Here is a 19,975-nt window from a genome sequence, read left to right as displayed (position 1 = left end):
AGAACGTGAGCGAAGCATCTCTCTCGCTTCTTTGAGTTACTAATCAATAGAGATGCTTCGCTCACGCTCTGCATGACACGAATTTATATACCACAATAACCTATTGATTATGAATTACTTAACTATTATTTGAAAATCTCATGCAGGCTGTTCATAATATCGCGGAAATCTGCGCCCAGATGGGCATTACGGATGTGGTGCTGTCGCCGGGTTCGCGCTGCGCACCCCTGACGATTGCCTTTGCGCGGCACCCGCGCATCCGGGTGCGCACCGTGCCCGACGAGCGAGCCGCCGCGTTTATCGGCTTAGGGTTGGCCCAAACGCAGCGCCGGGCCGTGGCGCTGGTATGTACTTCAGGCACAGCCGGTTTGAACTACGCGCCCGCCGTAGCCGAAGCCTACTTTCAACAGATTCCGTTGGTGGTGTTCACCGCCGATCGCCCGCCGGAATGGATTGATCAGCTCGACGGCCAAACCATCCGCCAAACCGATTTGTACGGCGCCCACGCCAAAGGCACTTTTACCTTTCCCGTCGACACCGCGCACGCCGACGCCAAGTGGCATTCCGAACGTATTGTTACAGAGGCCATTAACATAGCCCAGCAATTTCCGGCCGGACCGGTACAGGTAAATATTCCGTTGCGCGAGCCCTTTTACCCAAAAGAGGAGGTGCACTTCGAAAAGGTAAAGGTGATTCGGGAAGAAGCACCAGTGCTCATGCTGGCGGCCGCGGAGTTGGAAACCATCCGCCAAACCCTGCGCCAGATGCCGCGGACGCTGGTTGTGGCCGGACAATACCACCACGACGAGGCATTGTTGCTGGCTCTGTGGGAGTTTGCGGCGGCTTATCAGGTGCCTGTGGTGGGCGATGTAATTTCGAATCTGCACTTGCCCGTGGGCGCTAGTTTTGACGTGCGCAATGTTCCCCTGGGTCGCCAGGATGTGTTTATGGCCGTGCCTGAGCCGGGGCTGAAAGCGGCACTGCGCCCGGAACTCCTGATCACTTTTGGGCAGTCGTTGATATCAAAAGCCCTGAAGCTCTACCTGCGCGATTCGGCCCCGCAAGAGCATTGGCACATTCAGCCGGCCGGTGCCGTGGCCGACACCTTCCGCTCGCTGACACGTGTAATTCGGATGGAGCCCGCGACGTTTTTCACAGCCTTACTAAGACCTGACAGTCAGAATGTTGCAGAACCAGCACTCGCTACCGAATTCTCGAAGCGATCAAGTATGAGTTCGGCAGAGCCGTTGGTCGCTGCCGCGGATGCTACCCGCGTGGCCGCAGCACCCATTCCCATTGGCTCGCCGCGCCTGACTTGGCCAACGGCCGGTTGGGCTCTGGGAAAAGAGGAGGCCAAACAAAAAGCCGCTTTCCTCACGCCTTGGCAACGTGCCGAGGGCTGGGCCAAAGGCTTTCTGAACGAGTTTTTCAGCGCCAAAGACCAACCCTTCAACGAGTTCTCGGCCTTCCGAAAAGCGTTGGAATTTGTGCCCGACCGCGCGGCGCTGCACCTAGCCAACAGCATGGCTGTGCGTTACGCCAACATCATCGGGCTGCCAGCCGGCCGCGCAATTGAGGTGTTTGCCAACCGTGGCACGAGCGGCATCGACGGCTGCACCAGCACGGCCGTGGGCTCGGCCTTGGCCAACCCCGACCGCCCTGTAGTACTGCTCACTGGCGATGTAGCGTTCTTTTATGACCGCAACGCGTTCTGGCACAATTACTTAGCTTCTAACCTGCGCGTAGTGCTGTTTAACAACCACGGTGGCGGCATTTTTCGCATCATCGACGGGCCGCGGCAACAACCGGAGCTGGAGGAGTTTTTTGAAACGCGCCAAACACTTACGGCCGAGAACACGGCCCGCGATTTTGGCCTGAATTACTTCACGGCCCGCAGCTTTGCCGAACTAGAATCCGTATTACCGGTTTTCTTTGCGCCCGGCAATTCGCAAAGTGGGGCGGCGCTGTTGGAAATCGCCACGGACAGCGCCACCAACGCGGACTTTTTCGAGCATTATCGCGCCTTGGTGCGCTCATCTTTCGCTTAAATCACTTTTTCTATCAGATTGTCATGCCGAGAGCAGCATCTCTACTGCTGGTGTTACAGTAGTAATTTCAACGAAGCAGCAGAGATGCTTCGCGGCGCTCGGCATGACGGATGACTTTCTTCCCTTACTTACTATGGCCGAACAAATCACCTGGACTCCGATTAAGGAGTTCCGCGAAATCCTTTTCAGCTTTCACGAAGGCATCGCCAAAATCTCGATTAACCGCCCGCAGGTGCACAACGCCTTCACGCCGCTCACGGTGCAGGAGATGATTGAGGCCATGGACATTTGCCGCAACCGCACCGACATCGGCGTCGTGATCCTGACCGGCGAAGGCGGCAAGGCCTTCTGCTCAGGCGGCGACCAGAGTGTGCGCGGCCACGGCGGCTACGTGGGCGAAGACACCGTGCCTCGCCTCAACGTGCTGGATCTGCAAAAGCAAATTCGCTCGATTCCGAAACCCGTCATTGCGATGGTGGCCGGTTGGGCCATCGGTGGCGGCCACGTGCTACACGTGGTCTGTGACCTGAGCATTGCGGCCGAAAACGCCCGCTTCGGCCAGACCGGCCCGAAAGTCGGCTCCTTCGATGGCGGTTTTGGCGCGAGCTACCTGGCGCGTGTCGTTGGCCAGAAAAAAGCCCGCGAGATCTGGTTCCTCTGCGACCAGTACGATGCGCAGGAAGCCCTCGACATGGGCCTCGTCAACAAAGTGGTGCCCCTGGAGAAGCTGGAAGAAACGACCGTAGCTTGGTGCCGTAAGATATTGGAAAAGAGCCCATTAGCTTTGCGTATGCTCAAATCCTCGTTCAATGCGGAGCTCGACGGCCAAGCTGGCATTCAGGAGTTGGCCGGCAACGCGACGTTGCTGTATTACCTTTCTGAAGAGGCCAAAGAGGGCAAAAATGCCTTCATCGAAAAGCGTCAACCCGATTTCTCGAAGTACCCGAAGTTCCCGTAATCGGGTCGGCATTTGCGTAAGAACTCAAAAGGCTCTATACTCCTGTCAGACAGGGTGTAGGGCCTTTTGGCTTTAGCCCTTATTCGCGTAATAATATAGCGTGCCCCGCTAGCCCAAACGATGGAAAGCCAAGTAGTTTCTGCGCTTGTACATCGGCCGATGCGGAGCTTCCGCTTGATATTCCCTTAATTCCACTCTCACCTAAAAGCTGTTCTATGAAATTGAAATTCGTACCCGGGCTGGCACTTTTCGTTGCGCTTGCGGCTTTGCTCAGCTTTGCGCCAAGCAAGGAGTACATTCCGCAAATCGGCCTCGTGGCACCCATTGATCAGGACAGCTTGGTGTATGCCGCTGGTTTCCGCATGATCGGGGAAACTGTAAGCCGCATGGTTTCGCCGGCTCTATCGGAGGAGCAATTCAAGCAAAACTTGTCCCGGATGAAAAAGGCGAAGTGCAAAGTATACCTCTGCAACATTCTCTTTACCGGTAAAATAAAAATCGCCGGGCCGAACGTAAATGACGCCCGCGTGGTAGCGTATGTCGACAGCGTTTTTACGCGGGCTCAGCAAGCCAATATCCCTTTTATCGTACTAGGCAGCGGGGGCGCTCGCCGGATTCCGGAAGGCTATGATGCGCAGAAGGCCCAGGCTGATTTTGTTGTCTTGTGCCGCAAAATGGCTGTTGCTGCGCAAAAACACGGAATCATGATTGCCATTGAAAACCTTAATTCTTCCGAAACGAATTTTCTGAACACCGTAAAGTCAGCGGCGGAAGTCGTGCGGGCCGTCAATCATCCCAACTTCAAACTCAACGCTGATATTTTTCACATGCTGCGCGAAAGTGAGTCGCCGCAGAGCATCATCGACGCCAAGGATATATTGGTCCACTGCGAAATCGCAGAAAAACAAAACCGCTCGTTCCCGGGCGTGCAAGGCGAAGACTTTAAGCCGTATTTAAGAGCCTTGAGAAAGGCGAAATACAAAGGCAATGTTTTCATCGAAGGCAATACCACCAGCCCGCGTACCGACATACCCCTAGCCTTTAACTACCTAACAAATCAGATAAAGGAAGTGTACGCGGAGAAATAAGCATTCCCAGGATGGCGTAAGCCACATAGGTGTAGCGTTACCGGAGTCGGTTTGCGCCAGCGCCCACTACATGCGCCCGGTAATACGAGCAAGCAGAACAGTATAAAAAACGTATAATTATTATTCAATATAATGCTAAATTAATCTTGAGGCCGCAGCAAGGGACTTCAAGAGTATTATGAAAGAATCACAGATTTGCTTGGGTTGCTGGGAACATATGCATATGCCAACTGTCATCCGGGGCCCCTTTTCTTTTCTTTTCAAGAGTTTTGGCATCAAGAGAAGCCAAATGCATCCAAATCTTTGCACCTATTGCGAAAGCAATTTTGCCAAGATCATGAATCATAAGCAGATACCCGTTTCCACCACCATTCTCTTTGCTGACATTCGGGGGTACACGGATTTGTCGCAGCAAATAGAAGGCGCAAAAGTGAATGAGCTGCTCAACAGCTTTTACGACCGCTGTTCGGCAGCGATATGGGAAGAGGACGGGATTGTCAACAAATTCATCGGCGATGCTGTGCTGGCTATTTTCAATTTCCCGTTAATCAGGAAAGACCACGTACAAAATGCGGTAAGTGCAGCTGTTCAGCTGCAAAAAAACTGTAAACACCTGAAAGAAGAAATTGGCCTGAGTGATATTCACACGCTTGGGGTAGGAATAGGAATCCATACAGGCGAATGCTACATGGGGGAAGTAGGAACCACGTACAAAGATTTTACCGCCATAGGCCCGGTGGTTAACCTTACTTCAAGATTACAGGGGGCTGCCGGCGTAGGTGAAATCATGGTCACGGAAGAGGTATTCAACGAGGTAAAAGAGCAATTCCCCGATGCGCAGAAGAAAACCCTGACCTTGAAGGGCATCAACAACCCTGTAACTGGCTATGTACTTGCTTAGAGACTAACGCGTTCATAATTAGCACGTTATAATCAAAGCAGCACTACCTGCCTACGGTAGTCATTCTATCTATCGAGGCCTTTAAGCAAGGAGTGAGAGGGCAATACTTTAAACGCATTTTTTAACCCGTCACTAGTCGCCAACCATGAAACGTCAGTCGTATTAAGCTTCCATTGGCAACAACCGACCGGAAGTAAAACGACATGGCTAGCGAATCTCAACGTGCTACGCGCGCCCTGGACAGCTCTCCCTCTTATTGGCTCACCCGTTTCGTCATTCTGCGCCTACTGGGCGTGATCTATGCGGTAGCATTTCTGGTAGCAATCAACCAGATTGTCCCCTTGATCGGCTCCAACGGGCTGCTGCCCATGGAGAGTTACCTCAAGCAGGTAAGCGACGTACTGGGCTCCGACAGGGCGGGCTTTATGCGCCTGCCGTCGCTGTTTTGGCTGTGGCACTCTGACACGGCTCTAATAACAGTCGCCTGGATTGGGTTTTTGCTTTCCTGCGTCGTTGCGGCCGGTTTTGCGAATGCGCTGATGCTGGCCGTGCTCTGGTTTCTTTACCTGTCCTTCACGCACCTGGGGCAAGACTGGTACAGCTACGGTTGGGAGATTCAGCTGACCGAAACCGGGTTTTTGGCCATTTTTCTCTGCCCTTTGCTCGATCTGCGGCCGTTTCCGAGGTACGCGCCGCCCATGCCCATCCTAGTGTTGTTTCGGTGGCTGGCCTTTCGCGTCATGCTCGGCGCGGGGCTGATTAAGGTGCGGGGGGATGAAATCTGGCGCAACAGCACGGCCCTTTACTACCATTTCGAAACGCAGCCCATCCCCGGCCCGCTAAGCCGGTGGTTTCATTTTCTGCCGCGCACGGCGCTGCGGGTGGGCGTCTGGTTCAATTGGCTGGCCGAGATCGTCGCGCCTTTCTTCGTGTTCGGGCCGCGACTTGCCCGGCATATTGCAGGAGCGGTGATCGTGTTATTCCAGATTAACATCATTCTCAGCGGCAACCTGTCGTTTCTGAACTGGCTGACGATTCTGCCGGCGTTGGCTTGTTTCGACGATGGCTTCTGGGCCCGGCTGCTTCCCGGCTGGCTCGTTCGGAAAGCGCAAGCGGCGGCTGAGCGGACCGAAGTATCTAAGTCCATGCGGGCTACTGCCTGGGCCATAACGGTTCTTATTGCCGCCCTCAGCATTCGACCCGTGCTGAACATGGTGTCGCCGGGGCAGATCATGAACACGTCCTTCGACCCGCTGGACCTCGTCAATACTTACGGGGCCTTCGGGACCGTGGGACAGCAGCGGCTCAATGTGGTATTTGAGGGAACCCTCGACAAAACGCCCAACGACAGCGCCCACTGGCAACCCTATCTCTACAAAGGCTTGCCGGTGCTGCTGGACCAGAGGCCGCCGCAAATTGCACCCTATCAGCTGCGGCTGGATTGGCAAATGTGGTTCGCGGCAATGGCCTCGCCGGCCGAATATCCCTGGACGCTGAACCTGGTATGGAAGCTCCTGCACAATGAACCCGGGGTTGTCGGCTTGTTTACCCATAACCCTTTCCCCAACCGGCCGCCGCGCTACGTCCGGGCCGTGCTGTACCGGTATTGGTTTGCCCAACCCGGCAACGCCCAGGGCTTGTGGTGGCAGCGCGAGCGAGTTAGCATCTGGCTGCCGCCCATGTCCGCCGACGATCCGCAACTGATCGGAGTGTTAAGAAGTGCCGGCTGGATTCCGCTTAAGTGAGCAATACACACCGCCCAAGGCAAGATGATTTTCCTTGGCAGAACGCCGGCCGGCCTTTGCTTCATCCGAACCAGAAGTTACTGCGTAGCATACATTTATGGGAGATGAGGCTTACGACAAGGCTATCCGCCGGATTCGGCGTTTGCACTGGTTGCAGTATCTCCTTCAGGCTGGCCTGACCGCTGCACTGGTCCTGCTGGCCAAACAGCGAGCCGCCGCTAGCACGGCCATCGAGCCGCAGCTTGCTACCTGGCCCGCCTTGCTTCTGCTCACGGGCTTGCTGGTGCTGGTAAGCGTGCTGGTATACGTGGTATCAAAGTACATCAAGCCTAATATCCGGCGCCCATCGGCGGAAAACCTGAAGATGTACCAAAGTCGTATCTTCTTAAGAAACAGCTTATTAGGTTTAATCAGTTTGCCGCCCTTGGTATCGTATGCCCTGACTCAGAACCCGTGGGACCTGGTGTTTTTCGTTTGCCTGCTCTTGGTGCTGTGCACTGTGACGGTACCTTCGGCAAGGACTTACCAGCGCTGGCTGATTCAGTAGATTTTTGCTTCATTAAAATCGGGCGCTCCTTCCGCAATCAACAGCTATATAGAAAAAAATAATTTAAGGCTTATTATATACAACCGCCCGCCCCTATCTTTAGCTAAAAATTCAAACGCTTATAAAAACATGAAATACCTCTCGCTGATAGCACTTACTTTTTTAATCTACACACAAGTATTCAGTCAAGGCAATAAAGATATTATCAACATTAAAAAAGAAGGTAAATATCTATATAGATCTGAAATGGCTTCATGGCTCGGCAGTGATATTTTTACAGAAAAATTCAAAGAGCAACAAGAAAACATTGGCGGCTACTTCTCATATCCTGATAATGAACGCACAAATTGTGTTTTCTTTTCCAAAGACACTGTTCCAAAAGTTATAGCAACTATTTCTTTTGATAGCACTTATAATATTTCAAAAGCTATTGTCGACAGTAAAGAAAGGGCCTTTCTCGACTCAGAAAACGATCTCTATACTATTCGGAGGAAGGCCCTTGAAATTATACGTACTGATACCCTATTTAAAGTTTATCAGAACACCAGGTTGAATCTTATACCAATAATTCAGGGTGATGAGAGAAAAGTTTACGTTTTAACAGGACCGCAAGTCAGTAATGTAGTAATCTTCGGAAACGATTATAAAATAGATTTTAACAAATTTAATGAGCCTACTAATAGGGCCAGAATACATAAGAGCATCATTCCTATTGAATATAAACAAGACGAGCAAAAAGGAGCGGTAAGTATGCATAGCCATTTACCCGAAACCGGTGAGTATATAACATCTACTGATATTTGCACTTTAATGCTTTATGAAAAATTTGTTAAATGGAAACAACATATTGTAATATCAAAAACTTATGTCTCTATATGGAATTGTGATGACGATCAATTATTGACTTTAACTAAAAAGGCTTGGGAGAAGATATACATCAATCAGAAAAAAAGGAATTAACTACACGTTTATGCTGAAGCAGCAATCCTGTGTTTTTGTATACACGCGATGAACAGAAGTAAAAAATGACGTCTCGTTAGTAAATTCCGTATGCAGTTGTGGTTAACTCTGTAAATCTTTGCCTTCCGCTTTCTGCTGTTCTTCATGGCTACCGATTCCGATCTCCTCCCCGACTCCCTTCTGCTCAACGGCCGCGAATTCCGTTACGACGACATCCGGCAATACCCGGCCAACAGCCCCACCGAGCTCAACGGCTACGAGGCGAAAGTGCTGGATTTCTGTCGGCAGTGGCTGAACGGGGCGCAGGAGTTTGGGCTGCGCACATCGGGCTCGACCGGGGCACCGCAGGCCATTCAGATGCGGCGGCGGCAGCTGGCGGCCAGTGCCAAGCGCACCGGCGACTACTTCGACCTCGGCCCCGGCGACCGTATGTTGGTGTGCCTCAATTGCGAGTTTGTGGGCGGCCTCATGATGCTGGTGCGCGGCTTCGAGCTGAACCTGCAAATGACCATCGTGGAGCCGCACGCCGACCCGTTGGCGCTGGTGTCGGCGAAGGAGCCGTTTGATTTTGCTTCGTTTGTGCCGTTGCAACTGCGTACGGTGCTCGACAACGGCCACAGCGCGCGCCTCAACACGATGCGCGCCATTTTGGTCGGCGGCGCTTCTGTGGACAGCAGCCTGAACAAGGCCATCCAGAAGCTGAAAGTGCCGGTGTACCTCACCTACGGCATGACCGAAACGGCCTCGCACATTGCCCTGCGCCGCCTCAACGGCCCCGAGGCTTCGCCGCACTACCGCGTGCTCCCCGGCATTCACGTCGAGCAGGACGACCGTGGCTGCCTGACCGTGCGTGCCGATGTTACTGACAATCAATTAATTATCACCAACGACCGCATCCGACTGCTCGATGCGCATACGTTCGAGTGGCTGGGCCGCGCCGATTTTGTCATCAACTCGGGCGGCGTGAAGGTGCAGGCCGAGAAAGTTGAGCAAGTATTGGAAGTAGCTCTAGCTGAGATAGATACCGCAAACCGCCGATCTTTTGTAATCGGTCGGCCCGATACGCGGTTGGGCGAGCAAGTCACGGCGTTTATTGAAGGAAAGCCGCTGTCTGCTGCGCAAAACAAGCACCTGCTGGCCTTGCTCAGCGAGCGCCTCGACCGCTACGAACGGCCGCGTGAGCTGGTGTACGTACCCGAATTTCGGACCACCGCCTCGGGCAAGCTCGATCGGTTGGGTACGGTACGCGCCAGCGCTACCACTACCCAAAAAGACGCTGCACAGCCCTAACGCGGCGAAATACCATTGCAGGCCCCGGCTCCGACGAGCCGGGGCTTTTTTTATGTTTTAAATACAAAATAAAGTATCTGAAAAAAGCCGTTGCTTTGCAGAGCCTCTGCCCATTGGCGGGCGCATTTGGGCTTCGCATCGGGCTTCTGCCACACGAAGGCTTCGCGCTTTGATTGGACGGGCCCGGTAACTTTCTTCCTAATTCCTCATGAAAAAACTACTACTCTCCTTTCTGCTCCTGGGCTCCGCAACGGCTTACGCGCAAACGACCAGCGCCAACACGGTACACTACGAGTACTGCGAGTTGCTCAAAACCGACCGGCTGAACGACCAGACCAACACCAAGGGCAGCGACATCTTCGTCGATTTCGGCTACGGCTTCGAGAAGCTGGGCGACAGCGAGTTGGCCAAACGGGAAGTGGGCAAAATGGAGGTTTTCTCGACGCCGCTGAGCACGCTCAACTACATGGGCAAGCTGGGCTGGGAAGTGGTGCAACTGTATTCGCTGCCGAATGGCGTCAAAAACCAGGAAACCACCCACATTCTGCTGCGCCGCATTACCACCGCATCAGGCCCCAAGTAAATACTTAATAATCAAATAGTTAGAAATAAAGCTTTTCAGGGGCGCAGACTGCACGTCTGCGCCCTTGGGGTTTTGTTAATACCCTTCGCTTGTGGCTCTGCTTTCGAGGCCGCGCTGGGAAAATAGCCGCTCGTGCCCCCGAAATACCTTGTACAAATCGCCCAAAAACAGCTTGACGCGGCCGTAAAAGATCGGTGCATTCAGCTCGTGCTCCAGGGCGTTGTTGATGAACAGTGTCTGGCGCCAGCCCAGCCCGGCGCCCACGCCCAGCCACCGCCACACACGGTAATGGCTGGCCACGGAGGGTTCTACGAGCCAGATTAGCTCCTTCGGCGACTTGCGCACCTGCCCGTTCGGCAATTCGTAACGCGAAAAAAAGCGCCCGACCCCGAACTGGGTAGGCGTGCTCAGCTCCCAGCGCCGGTTGCCGATGAGCACGTATTCGCCATAGACGGCCACGTACCGAAAGCGCATTTCGGCCGTGGTGGCGGGCGGCAGATCAAGTGGCGTGGGCTCGTCGGACGGAATGCCGCTACTGAGCAGGTACAGCGCGGCGCCCGTGCGCAGCCGGTTGCGCCATTCTACGCCCAGCTTCAGCCCGTTGATGCCAACCAAACGCCCGTTGAGGAGCGAATAGCGGTTGTCGAATTGAAACACGATCCGGCGGTGCGACTGGTGCACCGCTACGGTATCGGCCAGTACGTCGTCGGCATACGTCAGGCCAGGCGCTAACAGAGCGCCCAGACACAACACAAAATATTTGCCGAAGGAAAATCGCACGGCGCAAAGGTAGAGGCTGCCGCTTACCTATACGACGGGCGGCCGGTGTTGGCGCTCACACCAGCTATCCGCTTCGCCCTGCGGTTCTGTCACTTCACCCCAAGGAAGAACGGCTTCACTGCTTTTGGGCATCCGAAACGCGGTGATTTTGAGCAAGTTTGGTCAACGCCAATTGCTTTCGCCATGACTTTCTCCCCTGACGCTCTCTTCTCGCTGGCCGGCTCCGTAGCGCTGCTGGGCTGGCTGTTGCTTGTGTTGCTGCCGCGCTGGCGCGTAACGCGGTGGGTGGTCCTGAGCAACGCCCTGCCGCTGGTGCTGGCCGTGGGTTATACTCTCTTCATTGGAAGGCACTTTCTGGGCCCCGATGCGGGCGCGGGCGGCTTTGGCTCGCTTGGTCAGGTGGCGGCCCTATTTCGCGATCCGTGGGCGCTGCTGGCCGGCTGGGTGCATTACCTGTGCTTCGATCTGGCGGTGGGCGCCTGGGAAGTGCGCGATGCCCAGCGCCGCGGCGTGCCGCACCTGCTGGTGGTGCCGGCGCTCCTGCTCACTTTCCAGCTGGGGCCAGTGGGTCTTCTGCTGTATAGCCTCCTGCGCCGCTTCTATGCCGTTGCACCAACGGTTTCAGTCCTTTAAAAACGGGGGCACAAACCCCGCATATAGTTCATGGCAGCACGCTTAGGAAGCCCCCGATAGCCCCCATTTTTCACACAACTAGTAAGTACCTATTTACACCAAGATTATGACCTTTTCCGATCAGCTGCCCAAAACCGAAATACTAATCACCATCCTGTGCTTAGCCCTGATAGTTGGCATTCCGCAGTACGGCGTAATAGGGGCGTTTGTGCTAGTCTTTGCGTACATCCGAAGAAGCAAAGAACGCAGCACTTTGCTTACTTCCATCGGGTTTAGGAAACCCCACAGCGGAATCAAGGTCCTTCTGACGACACTGCTTCTCGGGATAGCCATCGAGCTGTTTGCCGAAATTATTTTTAATCCGCTGGCCGAGAAAATCGTCGGCGCCCCAATTGACTTAACAAGAGTTGACTTCCAGGGAAGCATCCTGGTGTATCTGGTGTGGGTAATTATCGGATTTGTACTCGGTGGGCTGCTGGAAGAGGTATTGTTTCGCGGATTTCTCCTGACCCGAGTAGCTAAGCTCTTTGCGAATGCCGATGCGGGCAAAGTATTCGGGCTTGTTACCACTTCCGTAGTTTTTGGTCTGTGCCATCTGTATCAAGGCTGGGGCGGGGTGCTCAGCACCGGATTCATCGGGCTCCTGTTGGGCTCTGTTTTTCTGCTTTCCGGCAAAAACTTATGGTATGTTATTCTGACGCACGGCTTTATCAATTTGGCCAGCATCACCATTCTTTACCTCAACTACTATGACAGCTTAAAATCGCTGGTTTTTTAAACTAAAACTCGAGTACCCCCTAGCCGATTTAGCACAGGCAAAGCGCACAGGGCGTAATATTATATATCTGATTATCAATACTTTACAAGTACACCTAATCCTTCATGCTAATGAAAACGCTGACACTTTCTTCGGTCGATTCTTCGGTTTCGATGGGCGCCGCACCCCAACTGCACAAGCTGCACTTAGGCGCAGCGTTGCGGGAGCGCCTCGTGGTGCTGCACCGAAGCAGCCCGGTACTGTCGTGGGCGGGGTGGCTCAACGTGGGGCTCGTGGGGCTGGCGCTGGTGTTGCTGCCCTTCGACCACCGCGTGGTAACCGGCCTGAACGTGTGGATCAAGCCCCTCAAGTTTGCAGCCTCCAGCGTTATCTATCTCTGGACGCTGGGGTGGCTACTGGCCGACTTGCCGGCCAAAGCCCAACGCGCCGTGCGCTTCATCGCGTGGGGCGTGTCCGTGAGTATGCTCGTCGAGATGCTGTGCATTTATCTGCAAGCCTACCGCGGCACTACGTCGCACTTCAACATAAGCTCCGCCTTCGACGGCTTGATTTTTGGCCTCATGGGGATGTTTATCATGCTCAATACCCTTTTGGTAATCTGGGCGTTGGGGCTCTCGCTGCGGCACCGGCCGTTTGGCTCGGCGGGGTATGTGTGGGGGATGCGGCTGGGCTTGTTGCTGTTTCTGGTGGGCAGCGCCATTGGCGGCAGCATGGTCAGCCACATGGGGCACACCATCGGGGCGGCCGACGGCGGGCCGGGCCTGCCGGTACTGGGCTGGAGCACCCGCTACGGCGATTTGCGCGCCGCGCATTTTCTGGGGCTTCATTCGTTGCAGGCCCTGCCGCTGGCCGGGTGGTGGCTGCATCGCTACGCCCCGCGGTGGCGCAACAGCACCCAAACCCTGAGCATTTTCGCGTTTGCTGGGCTCTATGCCGGGGCCGTGGGCCTGCTCTATTGGCGGGCCATGCAGGGCCTGCCCTTGATAGCCCTTCACTAGGCTGCCCACGCCGCCCTAATGCTCAAGCTGCGGGCGGCCGCAGCTTGAGCAACCCTTTACTTCTGCGTAAGTTGCCGGCGCACGAAGCCGGATGAGCCCGATGAACGACCGTCGTCTGTTGCAGTGGGGACTCCCGCTGGTAAGCCTGTTGATGCTGCTGCCCAACTTCGGCTATGCCTTCCAGTCTGTGCCGATGTTTCTGATCAGCTGGAGCATTTCGCTGGTATACACAGTGGGCATCTGGTGGGGCACACGCACCATTTGGAAGCGCCTGTACGAGCGGTTTCCGCAGGTCGAGCAAACGGCCCGCCGAATCTGGCTGCTGGCCGTGGGCTGCGTGCTGTACGCCAGCCTCGCCACGCTGCTCATCACCACCGGGCTCGCGCTCGTAGTGCCCCAGTTTGGTACGTTAAGCGCAGAAAGCCTGCTGGTGGGCATGGCCGTAAATCTGGTCCCGACCTCTATTGTATTGCTTGTGTACGAAAGCCGGCACTTTTTCTACCAATGGGAACTCAACGTGCGGCGGGCCGAACAGCTCAGCCGCGCCGGTGTGCAGTCGCAGCTCGAGGCCTTGCAAAGCCAACTCGACCCCCACTTTCTGTTCAACTCCCTCAACACGCTCTCGGCCCTGATTGAGCCCGAAAACGAGCCTGCTCAGCAATTTCTGGAGCACCTCTCCGATGTGTACCGCTACGTGCTGCTAAGCCGCGCTACGCCCACCGTGCCGCTGGCCGAGGAGCTGGCTTTCGTGGATACGTATCTGGCACTGCACAAAATCCGCTTCCGCGACAACCTTCTCATTACCAAATCAATACCTAGTGCCGCTCTTGAGCAGCGGGTAGCTCCGCTGAGTGTGCAGCTGCTGGTCGAAAATGCCCTGAAGCACAACGTCGCGTCCCGCGAGCACCCGCTGCATCTGCACCTGAGCGCCGATGTAGCAGCCGGTCATTTCGAAGTGCGGAATTCGCGGCGCCTGCGCATGGCTGGCCTTACGCCCGGCACGGGCATGGGTCTCCAAAATGTGCGCCATCGCTACGAATTGTTGCAAGCGCCGCGGCCGGTGGAAGTGCTGGTCGACGAAGATTTCTTTACCGTCCGGCTGCCGCTTCTGCCCCCGGACGCCTCTAGCTCACCTGAACCGCATGGCAGCAAACAGCTTACCACTCATCAACATAACATCTTATCTAGCAACAAGATATGAAAGTATTGTTGCTTGAAGACGAATACCCGGCGGCCGAGCGCTTGCAGCGGCTTTTGCACCAAGCCGCGCCCGAAGCGCAAGTGATGACCGTGCTGGACAGCGTGACGGCGGCGGTGGCCTGGCTGGCCGCTAATCCTGCCCCGGACGCGATTCTGGCCGACATTCAGCTGGCCGATGGGCTGAGCCTCGAAGTGTTTGACCGAACGGTGGTGAGCAGTCCGGTTATTTTCACCACCGCTTATGATGCCTATGCCATCCGGGCGTTCAAGGCCAACAGCATCGATTACCTGCTCAAGCCCATTAAGCTCGCCGACTTGCAGGCCGCTTTTGCCAAGCTGCGCCAGTGGGGCACGCCGGCCGCATCCAACCCCGATCCGACGCAACGCCTCGAACGCCTCCTCGACAGCCTGCCCCGGCCGGCGCAGCCGTTCAAAACACGATTTTTGGTGCGCAGCGGCGAGCAGCTTCTGCCCTTGCCCACCGAGCAAGTCGCTTGGTTTCAGAGCCGCCACGAGGTCACGACGCTCGTCGCCACCGACGGCCGGCGCTTCGTGGTCGATTATACGCTGGAGCAGTTGGAGCAGCTCCTGAATCCGCAGCAGTTTTTTCGCCTCAACCGGCAGTTCCTGGCGCATTTGCAAGCCGTACAGCGCCTGCACCCGCATTTCAACGGCAAGCTGAAGCTTGATCTCTCGCCCGCCCCCACGGATGAGGTGATGGTCAGCCGGGAGAAAGCGGGCGCGTTTAAGAATTGGCTGGAAGGCTGACCCCACGCGGTGCATGCCTTACCGCAGTATATTTCCAGTTTTGAAAAGAACCACTAATTTTCTCAATTTCATGACCCTCGACTTAGGTCTGCTGGAGCGCTGGTTGACGGGCTGGAGCCTGGCCCGCGGCTTACCGCTTCCCCAACCTTACGGGGGCGGGTTGGTAGTCGAAGTAGGCTGGCCCGAGCAGGTGCGGCGCCACGTGTTTGTGGAAGCAGGACCCGCCCTACAAGCCTGCGCCGCCCGCATCCGGGACCCATTCATTTACCTCAAGGCGGCAGTCGAGCCGGCCCACCTGCGGCGGGCACTGCCCGCGCCTTGGCAGATTGAACAGCCCCGTTATTTGATGTGCTCTACGGCACCGATGACTCCCGTCCCGGTGCCCGCCGGGTATGCCGTGCAGGCAACCGTAGAACATGGCGCTTCGGTGATCCGCTTGGTCGATGCCACCACCGGGCAGACCGCAGCGATGGGGCGCGTTGTGATGCACGGGGCAAGTGCAGTCTTCGACCGCATCGAGACGCAGGAAGCTCATCGCCGCAAGGGGCTCGGAACCAGCGTCATGAGCGCCCTGGACGACCTGGCCAAACAGGCTGGCGTATCGGAGCGCTTGCTCGTGGCAACGGAGGCCGGCTGCGCACTCTACCAGCGTCTGGGCTGGCGGGTAGTGGCCCCCTATGCAACGGCCGTACTTCCCGCGTCATCGTTTACCGATCCAGCCACGCCTTGAACGCAGGCACGCGCTCGCGGCTGACGAGCACAGGCGCCTCCTCTGGGGCGGCGGGGCGCAGCACGGTTTGGAGGCGGCTATTGGTGTAGTGAATGATGTCGTGGATGGCGTCGGCGTGAGCGAGGTAGGCGCGGTTGAGACGAAAAAACTCACGCGGATTGAGCATGTTTTCGAGCTGCTCCAGCGTGTAATCGACCACGAAGCGCCGGTTTTCGCGTGTTTGGAGCATCGTCACTTTTTCGAGGCTGAAAAAGTAGCTGATCTGCTCCACCGGAATCACTTTCAGATGCTCCCCGACGCGCACTACAAACTGCTTTTTGTGGTTGGCCTGGGGTTGCAGTTGCTGGAGCATCTGGGCCAATAGCGCCGGATCGAACGCCGGCGCTATTGGCCCGGCGGGCGTTTGGCGTAGCGCATGGAGCTTCTGCAGAGCCACTTGCAGCTCTTCCTCGTCGATGGGCTTGAGCAAATAATCGATGCTATTGACCTTGAATGCCCGCAGGGCATAGCGGTCGTAGGCGGTGGTAAAAATGACGGGGCACGTCACGACGGTGCGCTCAAATAGCTCAAAGCTCAGGCCATCAGCCAGATGGATATCCAGAAACAGCACGTCCGGCGCGGGCACCACGGTTTGGAGCAGCACCACAGCCGCCTCCACCGATTCGGCCGTCCCGACGACCTCTACCGTGGGCTTCTGCCGTCGAAGCAGGTCGGCAAGGCGCCGGGCCGCGAGCGGCTCGTCTTCAACCAGAATGGCACGCAAAGGATAAGCAGGGAGCATGGAGAAAGCAGAGAAATAAATTATGTAAATATCTTACAACCAATTACTTATAAATAGCATTACGCGGTTGCCATTTCCAGCACCGGCAGCTTCACAATGAATTCCGTGGCCGTCTGCTCAATCTGAACGGGTTGTTTGCTGAGGAAAGCGTACCGGGCCTGCAAGTTACTCAGGCCCAGGCCCGTAGATTCTTCGGGACTCACGCGGCGCGGCCGGAGCGTGTTGCGGACCACTACTTGCTGGGCGGCTTGGTCAAGCTCCACGCGGATGCGCAGGGGCTGATCGGTGCGGGTAGCGTTGTGCTTGATGGCGTTTTCGAGCAGCAGTTGCAAGGCCAGCGGCGGCAGCATAAACTGCTCCAGCGCCGCGGCCGGCGGCAAATCGAAGGCGACGTCGAGCCCCTCGCCGAGGCGCGTGCGTTGCAAATACAGATACGACTCGGCAAACCGCAGTTCTTCGGCCAGCGATACCACTTCTTGTTCTTGGCTGTCAAGCACGTAGCGATACACTTCCGACAGCTGCCGAATGAAGCGCACGGCCCGTTTGGGGTCTTCCTCCACCAAGGAAGTCAGGGCGTTGAGGGAGTTGAACAGAAAATGCGGATTGACCTGCTTGCGCAACGACTCGTACTGCGACACGGCGTTTTCCTTTTGCAGCCGCTCGTTGCTGACCAGCGCTTCACGCCACCCCTGCAAAAACGCGCGGCTGTGCATCACCAATGAGCAAATGATGGTAATGACGATCGGGAACGCGAGCTGGCGCAATACCGGCGCCGACAGCAGCACCGACGCATCGTGGCCGCGGTAGAGCACCCGGTACACAAAATGCAGCCCGAAAATGACTACCAACGACCCTCCCAGCGACACAATCAGCGTCAGGATCAGGCGTTTAACCGGCTGCTGCTTCCAGCTGACGTAGCCGTTTAGCCACTCAACGGCAAACCCGTTGGTGAGCCATAGCCCGACGGTAAAAGCCAGGCAGAACAGGAAATTGGCCATCATTTCGTGCGGATCGCTCCAGCACGGCCCACACGTAAACAGCGTTATGCTCGCGGCCAAAGCCAGCATCAACAGCAGGGTTCGCACCCACGGAGCGAGGGCCCGTGGTAGAGCAGTTGTGGGCGAGTGAGCCATAACAGGAAAATGAGCGACAGAAAGATAAGTAGGGAACGACTGCGGAGCGAATTTTCCCTGCGTTTCACCTTTCATTATAATGCTATTACCAAGATTAACTATCTGATTCTCAATAACTTATTTGACATCTGCGGTAGCTGCCGTGTAGGCGGCCAATCGGGCTTGCACTTGCCGTTCGCCCCACGCCGGGGCCAAAGGAGTGGCGGGCTTGAAGGCAGCAAAACGCGCTTTGGCTTCTTCGAAAAGGGGCTTGGCCGCTTCTGGTCCGCCGCCAAACATCTTGGGCGTAAAGTACACGTTGTTGCCCTGTACCAAGTAAATGCGTGGGTTGGCCGGGTTCAGCTTTTTGGCCTGCTCCAGCACTTCTTTCACCATCATGGAGTACTTCGCCGAACGGGCCATGGGCGAAATACCCAAGCGTGCCTGGTAGATATAGCCTTGCAGCACAAGCAGTTCCGACTCGTCGCCCCCGAGCTTGCGGGCTTGCGCCAGGGCGGCTTCAGCCTGGTCGAGGTACTTATCTTTTACGTCCCCCTCTTCCTTGCTTTGAAACCATACAATCAGGTGGGCATAGGCTTGATAATACCTTGGCAGCCAATCGGTTGGCGCTATGGCTGCGGCCCGCTCCAGCTTGCCGGCGGTTTCTTTGAGCTGGGCCACGTCACCGGTGCTCATCAGCTCGGTAATGGTGGCAGCCAGACCCTCGGAGTACCCAGTCGGCACGGGTTGCGTGGTCATTGCTTTGGGCGAGGCTGGCTGCTGGGCCGCAGCCGAAAACGAGGTACAGGCCAGGGCAAGAAGAATCAGAGTGGTTTTCATGGGAGCAGTAAAAGAAGATGGAGGGTAATAGCTGCTAATCGATGGCCCAAATGTGGCACCTTGCTTCCCTCCTCGAAATTAAAGGTTACCGAACCGTCGGATCAAGCAGATGGGGCGTTGGGGGAGCAGGATCAAGGCCAGTCCGGCGCCTATTCGCCTCCCGGTCAGTCACCAACGAAGCTCAACTTCTGCTTATGCTTGCCCCACGCAGATAGAATATAACCGTTAAAATTGTATTATTACAATAATACAAGCGAAAAATAGTTTCTCCTGAGGTAGAAATTTTATGACTCCTACCCAGCTTATCTTATTATATGATTTACCAAAATAATAAGTATTTTATCAAATCTATATTATTGATTATCAGATAAATGAATTCAAAATTAGAAGGCTATTTATATATACTCTTAATAAGCAGGGCCAGTAGAGCTAAGTAGACTGGCTATAAAGCTGAGATTGGCACTAATTCCCAATAAAAAAAAGCAGCAAGTTTGATTCTCGTCTTAATTCTTATGATTATGTTTATAAAAACTATTTGATAAGTACCAGTCACTAGATTTGATTGGTTTCGCAGCGGAGTGGGTTGCTGAGAAGTTGGTCAGGCTGAAGTGAACGGAGGAAAAAGCGATGGATAATATAATAAAACCGGATTATGATAGCACTTTATATCACTTATCAGGTTACTCGCACTCGGGTTAACCCGCAGACTTTAGTGTGTTTCGCCTTGGCTACAGGGGCAGAGGTACTACCCTTGTGTTCGGGGCAGGCCGTTTATGAGCGCTTGGAATGGATGGGCCCGCCGTAAGGATGAATCTGCCTGCTGCACTCACCCAAGCCTGCTACTCACGGCTTAGCCAACGACCTGATACCTAGTTTTTTACTACACTAAAAACTAGCTTTTTACCCCGCGACTTAGTAGCTTCATAGTAGCCCTTTCGGATGGGTTACCTGTGCCCCGCCCCGCCCCGACTTCGCTTTTGCAGCGGCCCTTCGGTGCCCTGTTCAGCGCTTTTAGCATCTGGCTTTCTATCGCTGCCGAATGCCCCCTCGTCCGGATTTCTAACTGGTGCCTACGCATTTACCTTCCCAGCCTGCCGCGCTTTTTAGGCTACTACGCAGATAGTTTCTGCCCCGCCACGCGGGGCCCCACCGATCGTTCTTCTACCTAGACCACTTGGTATTCTAAGCTGGCCACTCGGGCCCTTAGCAAGCGTGCGCCCTGCACAGCTTTTCTA

The 19,975-nt window shown here is 55.4% G+C and carries 19 protein-coding genes; 15 read left to right on the top strand and 4 right to left on the bottom strand.

Annotated features, from left to right (window positions below; translation table 11 throughout):
* The first annotated feature begins 140 nt into the window (after window positions 1-140).
* The 9 genes from menD to H9I52_RS06245 all read left to right on the top strand — a co-directional run bounded on the left by menD (window position 141) and on the right by H9I52_RS06245 (window position 10,120).
* A complete protein-coding gene (gene menD / locus H9I52_RS06285; protein ID WP_187453171.1) occupies window positions 141-2,048 on the top strand; it encodes a 2-succinyl-5-enolpyruvyl-6-hydroxy-3-cyclohexene-1-carboxylic-acid synthase in 1,908 nt (635 codons plus the stop codon).
* A gap of 133 nt (window positions 2,049-2,181) precedes the next feature.
* Window positions 2,182-3,006: a 1,4-dihydroxy-2-naphthoyl-CoA synthase gene (menB, locus tag H9I52_RS06280; protein WP_187453170.1), complete on the top strand. Its 825-nt coding sequence runs from the start codon at window positions 2,182-2,184 to the stop codon at window positions 3,004-3,006.
* 215 nt (window positions 3,007-3,221) lie between these two features.
* Window positions 3,222-4,094 (top strand): sugar phosphate isomerase/epimerase family protein, encoded by an 873-nt coding sequence (locus tag H9I52_RS06275; protein WP_187453169.1) that lies wholly within the window; start codon window positions 3,222-3,224, stop codon window positions 4,092-4,094.
* A 223-nt stretch (window positions 4,095-4,317) separates the two neighbouring features.
* The gene (locus H9I52_RS06270) at window positions 4,318-4,995 is read left to right on the top strand and encodes an adenylate/guanylate cyclase domain-containing protein (protein WP_187453168.1); all 678 of its coding nucleotides are present in this window, start codon (window positions 4,318-4,320) and stop codon (window positions 4,993-4,995) included.
* A gap of 203 nt (window positions 4,996-5,198) precedes the next feature.
* Window positions 5,199-6,740 carry a lipase maturation factor family protein gene (locus tag H9I52_RS06265; RefSeq protein WP_187453167.1) on the top strand — a complete coding sequence of 514 codons (1,542 nt, stop codon included), beginning with the start codon at window positions 5,199-5,201 and terminating at the stop codon, window positions 6,738-6,740.
* A gap of 97 nt (window positions 6,741-6,837) precedes the next feature.
* Window positions 6,838-7,287, top strand: coding sequence for a hypothetical protein (locus H9I52_RS06260; RefSeq protein ID WP_187453166.1), 450 nt, complete (start codon window positions 6,838-6,840; stop codon window positions 7,285-7,287).
* 129 nt (window positions 7,288-7,416) lie between these two features.
* Window positions 7,417-8,247 carry a hypothetical protein gene (locus H9I52_RS06255; RefSeq protein ID WP_187453165.1) on the top strand — a complete coding sequence of 277 codons (831 nt, stop codon included), beginning with the start codon at window positions 7,417-7,419 and terminating at the stop codon, window positions 8,245-8,247.
* Between the two features lie 144 nt (window positions 8,248-8,391).
* Window positions 8,392-9,537: an AMP-binding protein gene (locus H9I52_RS06250; RefSeq protein WP_187453164.1), complete on the top strand. Its 1,146-nt coding sequence runs from the start codon at window positions 8,392-8,394 to the stop codon at window positions 9,535-9,537.
* A 208-nt stretch (window positions 9,538-9,745) separates the two neighbouring features.
* A complete protein-coding gene (locus H9I52_RS06245; RefSeq protein ID WP_139516483.1) occupies window positions 9,746-10,120 on the top strand; it encodes a hypothetical protein in 375 nt (124 codons plus the stop codon).
* A 75-nt stretch (window positions 10,121-10,195) separates the two neighbouring features.
* Here H9I52_RS06245 and H9I52_RS06240 read toward each other — a convergent pair whose 3' ends face one another.
* The gene (locus H9I52_RS06240; RefSeq protein ID WP_187453163.1) at window positions 10,196-10,900 is read right to left on the bottom strand and encodes a hypothetical protein; all 705 of its coding nucleotides are present in this window, start codon (window positions 10,898-10,900) and stop codon (window positions 10,196-10,198) included.
* Window positions 10,901-11,083: 183 nt separating this feature from the next.
* Here H9I52_RS06240 and H9I52_RS06235 point away from each other — a divergent pair, with 183 nt between their 5' ends.
* The 6 genes from H9I52_RS06235 (at window position 11,084) to H9I52_RS06210 (ending at window position 16,007) form a co-directional block, all read left to right on the top strand.
* Entirely contained in the window at window positions 11,084-11,533 is a 450-nt protein-coding gene (locus H9I52_RS06235; protein WP_187453162.1) for an ABA4-like family protein, read from the top strand.
* 106 nt (window positions 11,534-11,639) lie between these two features.
* Window positions 11,640-12,311 (top strand): CPBP family intramembrane glutamic endopeptidase, encoded by a 672-nt coding sequence (locus H9I52_RS06230; protein ID WP_187453161.1) that lies wholly within the window; start codon window positions 11,640-11,642, stop codon window positions 12,309-12,311.
* Between the two features lie 110 nt (window positions 12,312-12,421).
* A complete protein-coding gene (locus H9I52_RS06225; RefSeq protein ID WP_222940424.1) occupies window positions 12,422-13,309 on the top strand; it encodes a hypothetical protein in 888 nt (295 codons plus the stop codon).
* Between the two features lie 100 nt (window positions 13,310-13,409).
* Complete coding sequence (locus tag H9I52_RS06220; RefSeq protein ID WP_187453160.1) at window positions 13,410-14,510, top strand: sensor histidine kinase; 1,101 nt, start codon at window positions 13,410-13,412, stop codon at window positions 14,508-14,510.
* On the top strand, window positions 14,507-15,277 hold the full coding sequence (locus H9I52_RS06215) for a LytR/AlgR family response regulator transcription factor (protein WP_187453159.1): 771 nt from the start codon (window positions 14,507-14,509) through the stop codon (window positions 15,275-15,277). Before H9I52_RS06220 ends, H9I52_RS06215 begins: the two co-directional genes overlap by 4 nt.
* 70 nt (window positions 15,278-15,347) lie before the next feature.
* Complete coding sequence (locus tag H9I52_RS06210) at window positions 15,348-16,007, top strand: GNAT family N-acetyltransferase (RefSeq protein ID WP_187453956.1); 660 nt, start codon at window positions 15,348-15,350, stop codon at window positions 16,005-16,007.
* Here the strand turns inward: H9I52_RS06210 and H9I52_RS06205 are convergent.
* The 3 genes from H9I52_RS06205 to H9I52_RS06195 all read right to left on the bottom strand — a co-directional run bounded on the left by H9I52_RS06205 (window position 15,985) and on the right by H9I52_RS06195 (window position 18,740).
* A complete protein-coding gene (locus tag H9I52_RS06205; RefSeq protein WP_187453158.1) occupies window positions 15,985-16,788 on the bottom strand; it encodes a LytR/AlgR family response regulator transcription factor in 804 nt (267 codons plus the stop codon). The genes H9I52_RS06210 and H9I52_RS06205 overlap by 23 nt on opposite strands.
* A gap of 59 nt (window positions 16,789-16,847) precedes the next feature.
* Entirely contained in the window at window positions 16,848-17,921 is a 1,074-nt protein-coding gene (locus H9I52_RS06200) for a sensor histidine kinase (RefSeq protein WP_187453157.1), read from the bottom strand.
* 117 nt (window positions 17,922-18,038) lie between these two features.
* Window positions 18,039-18,740 carry a hypothetical protein gene (locus H9I52_RS06195; RefSeq protein WP_187453156.1) on the bottom strand — a complete coding sequence of 234 codons (702 nt, stop codon included), beginning with the start codon at window positions 18,738-18,740 and terminating at the stop codon, window positions 18,039-18,041.
* Between the last annotated feature and the right edge of the window lie 1,235 nt (window positions 18,741-19,975).

Source organism: Hymenobacter sp. BT491 (genome assembly GCF_014349165.1).
GTDB classification, from domain to species: domain Bacteria; phylum Bacteroidota; class Bacteroidia; order Cytophagales; family Hymenobacteraceae; genus Hymenobacter; species Hymenobacter jejuensis.
The sequence above is the reverse complement of the archived record's forward strand: the minus strand, read 5'-3'. Positions and strand labels throughout refer to the sequence as shown.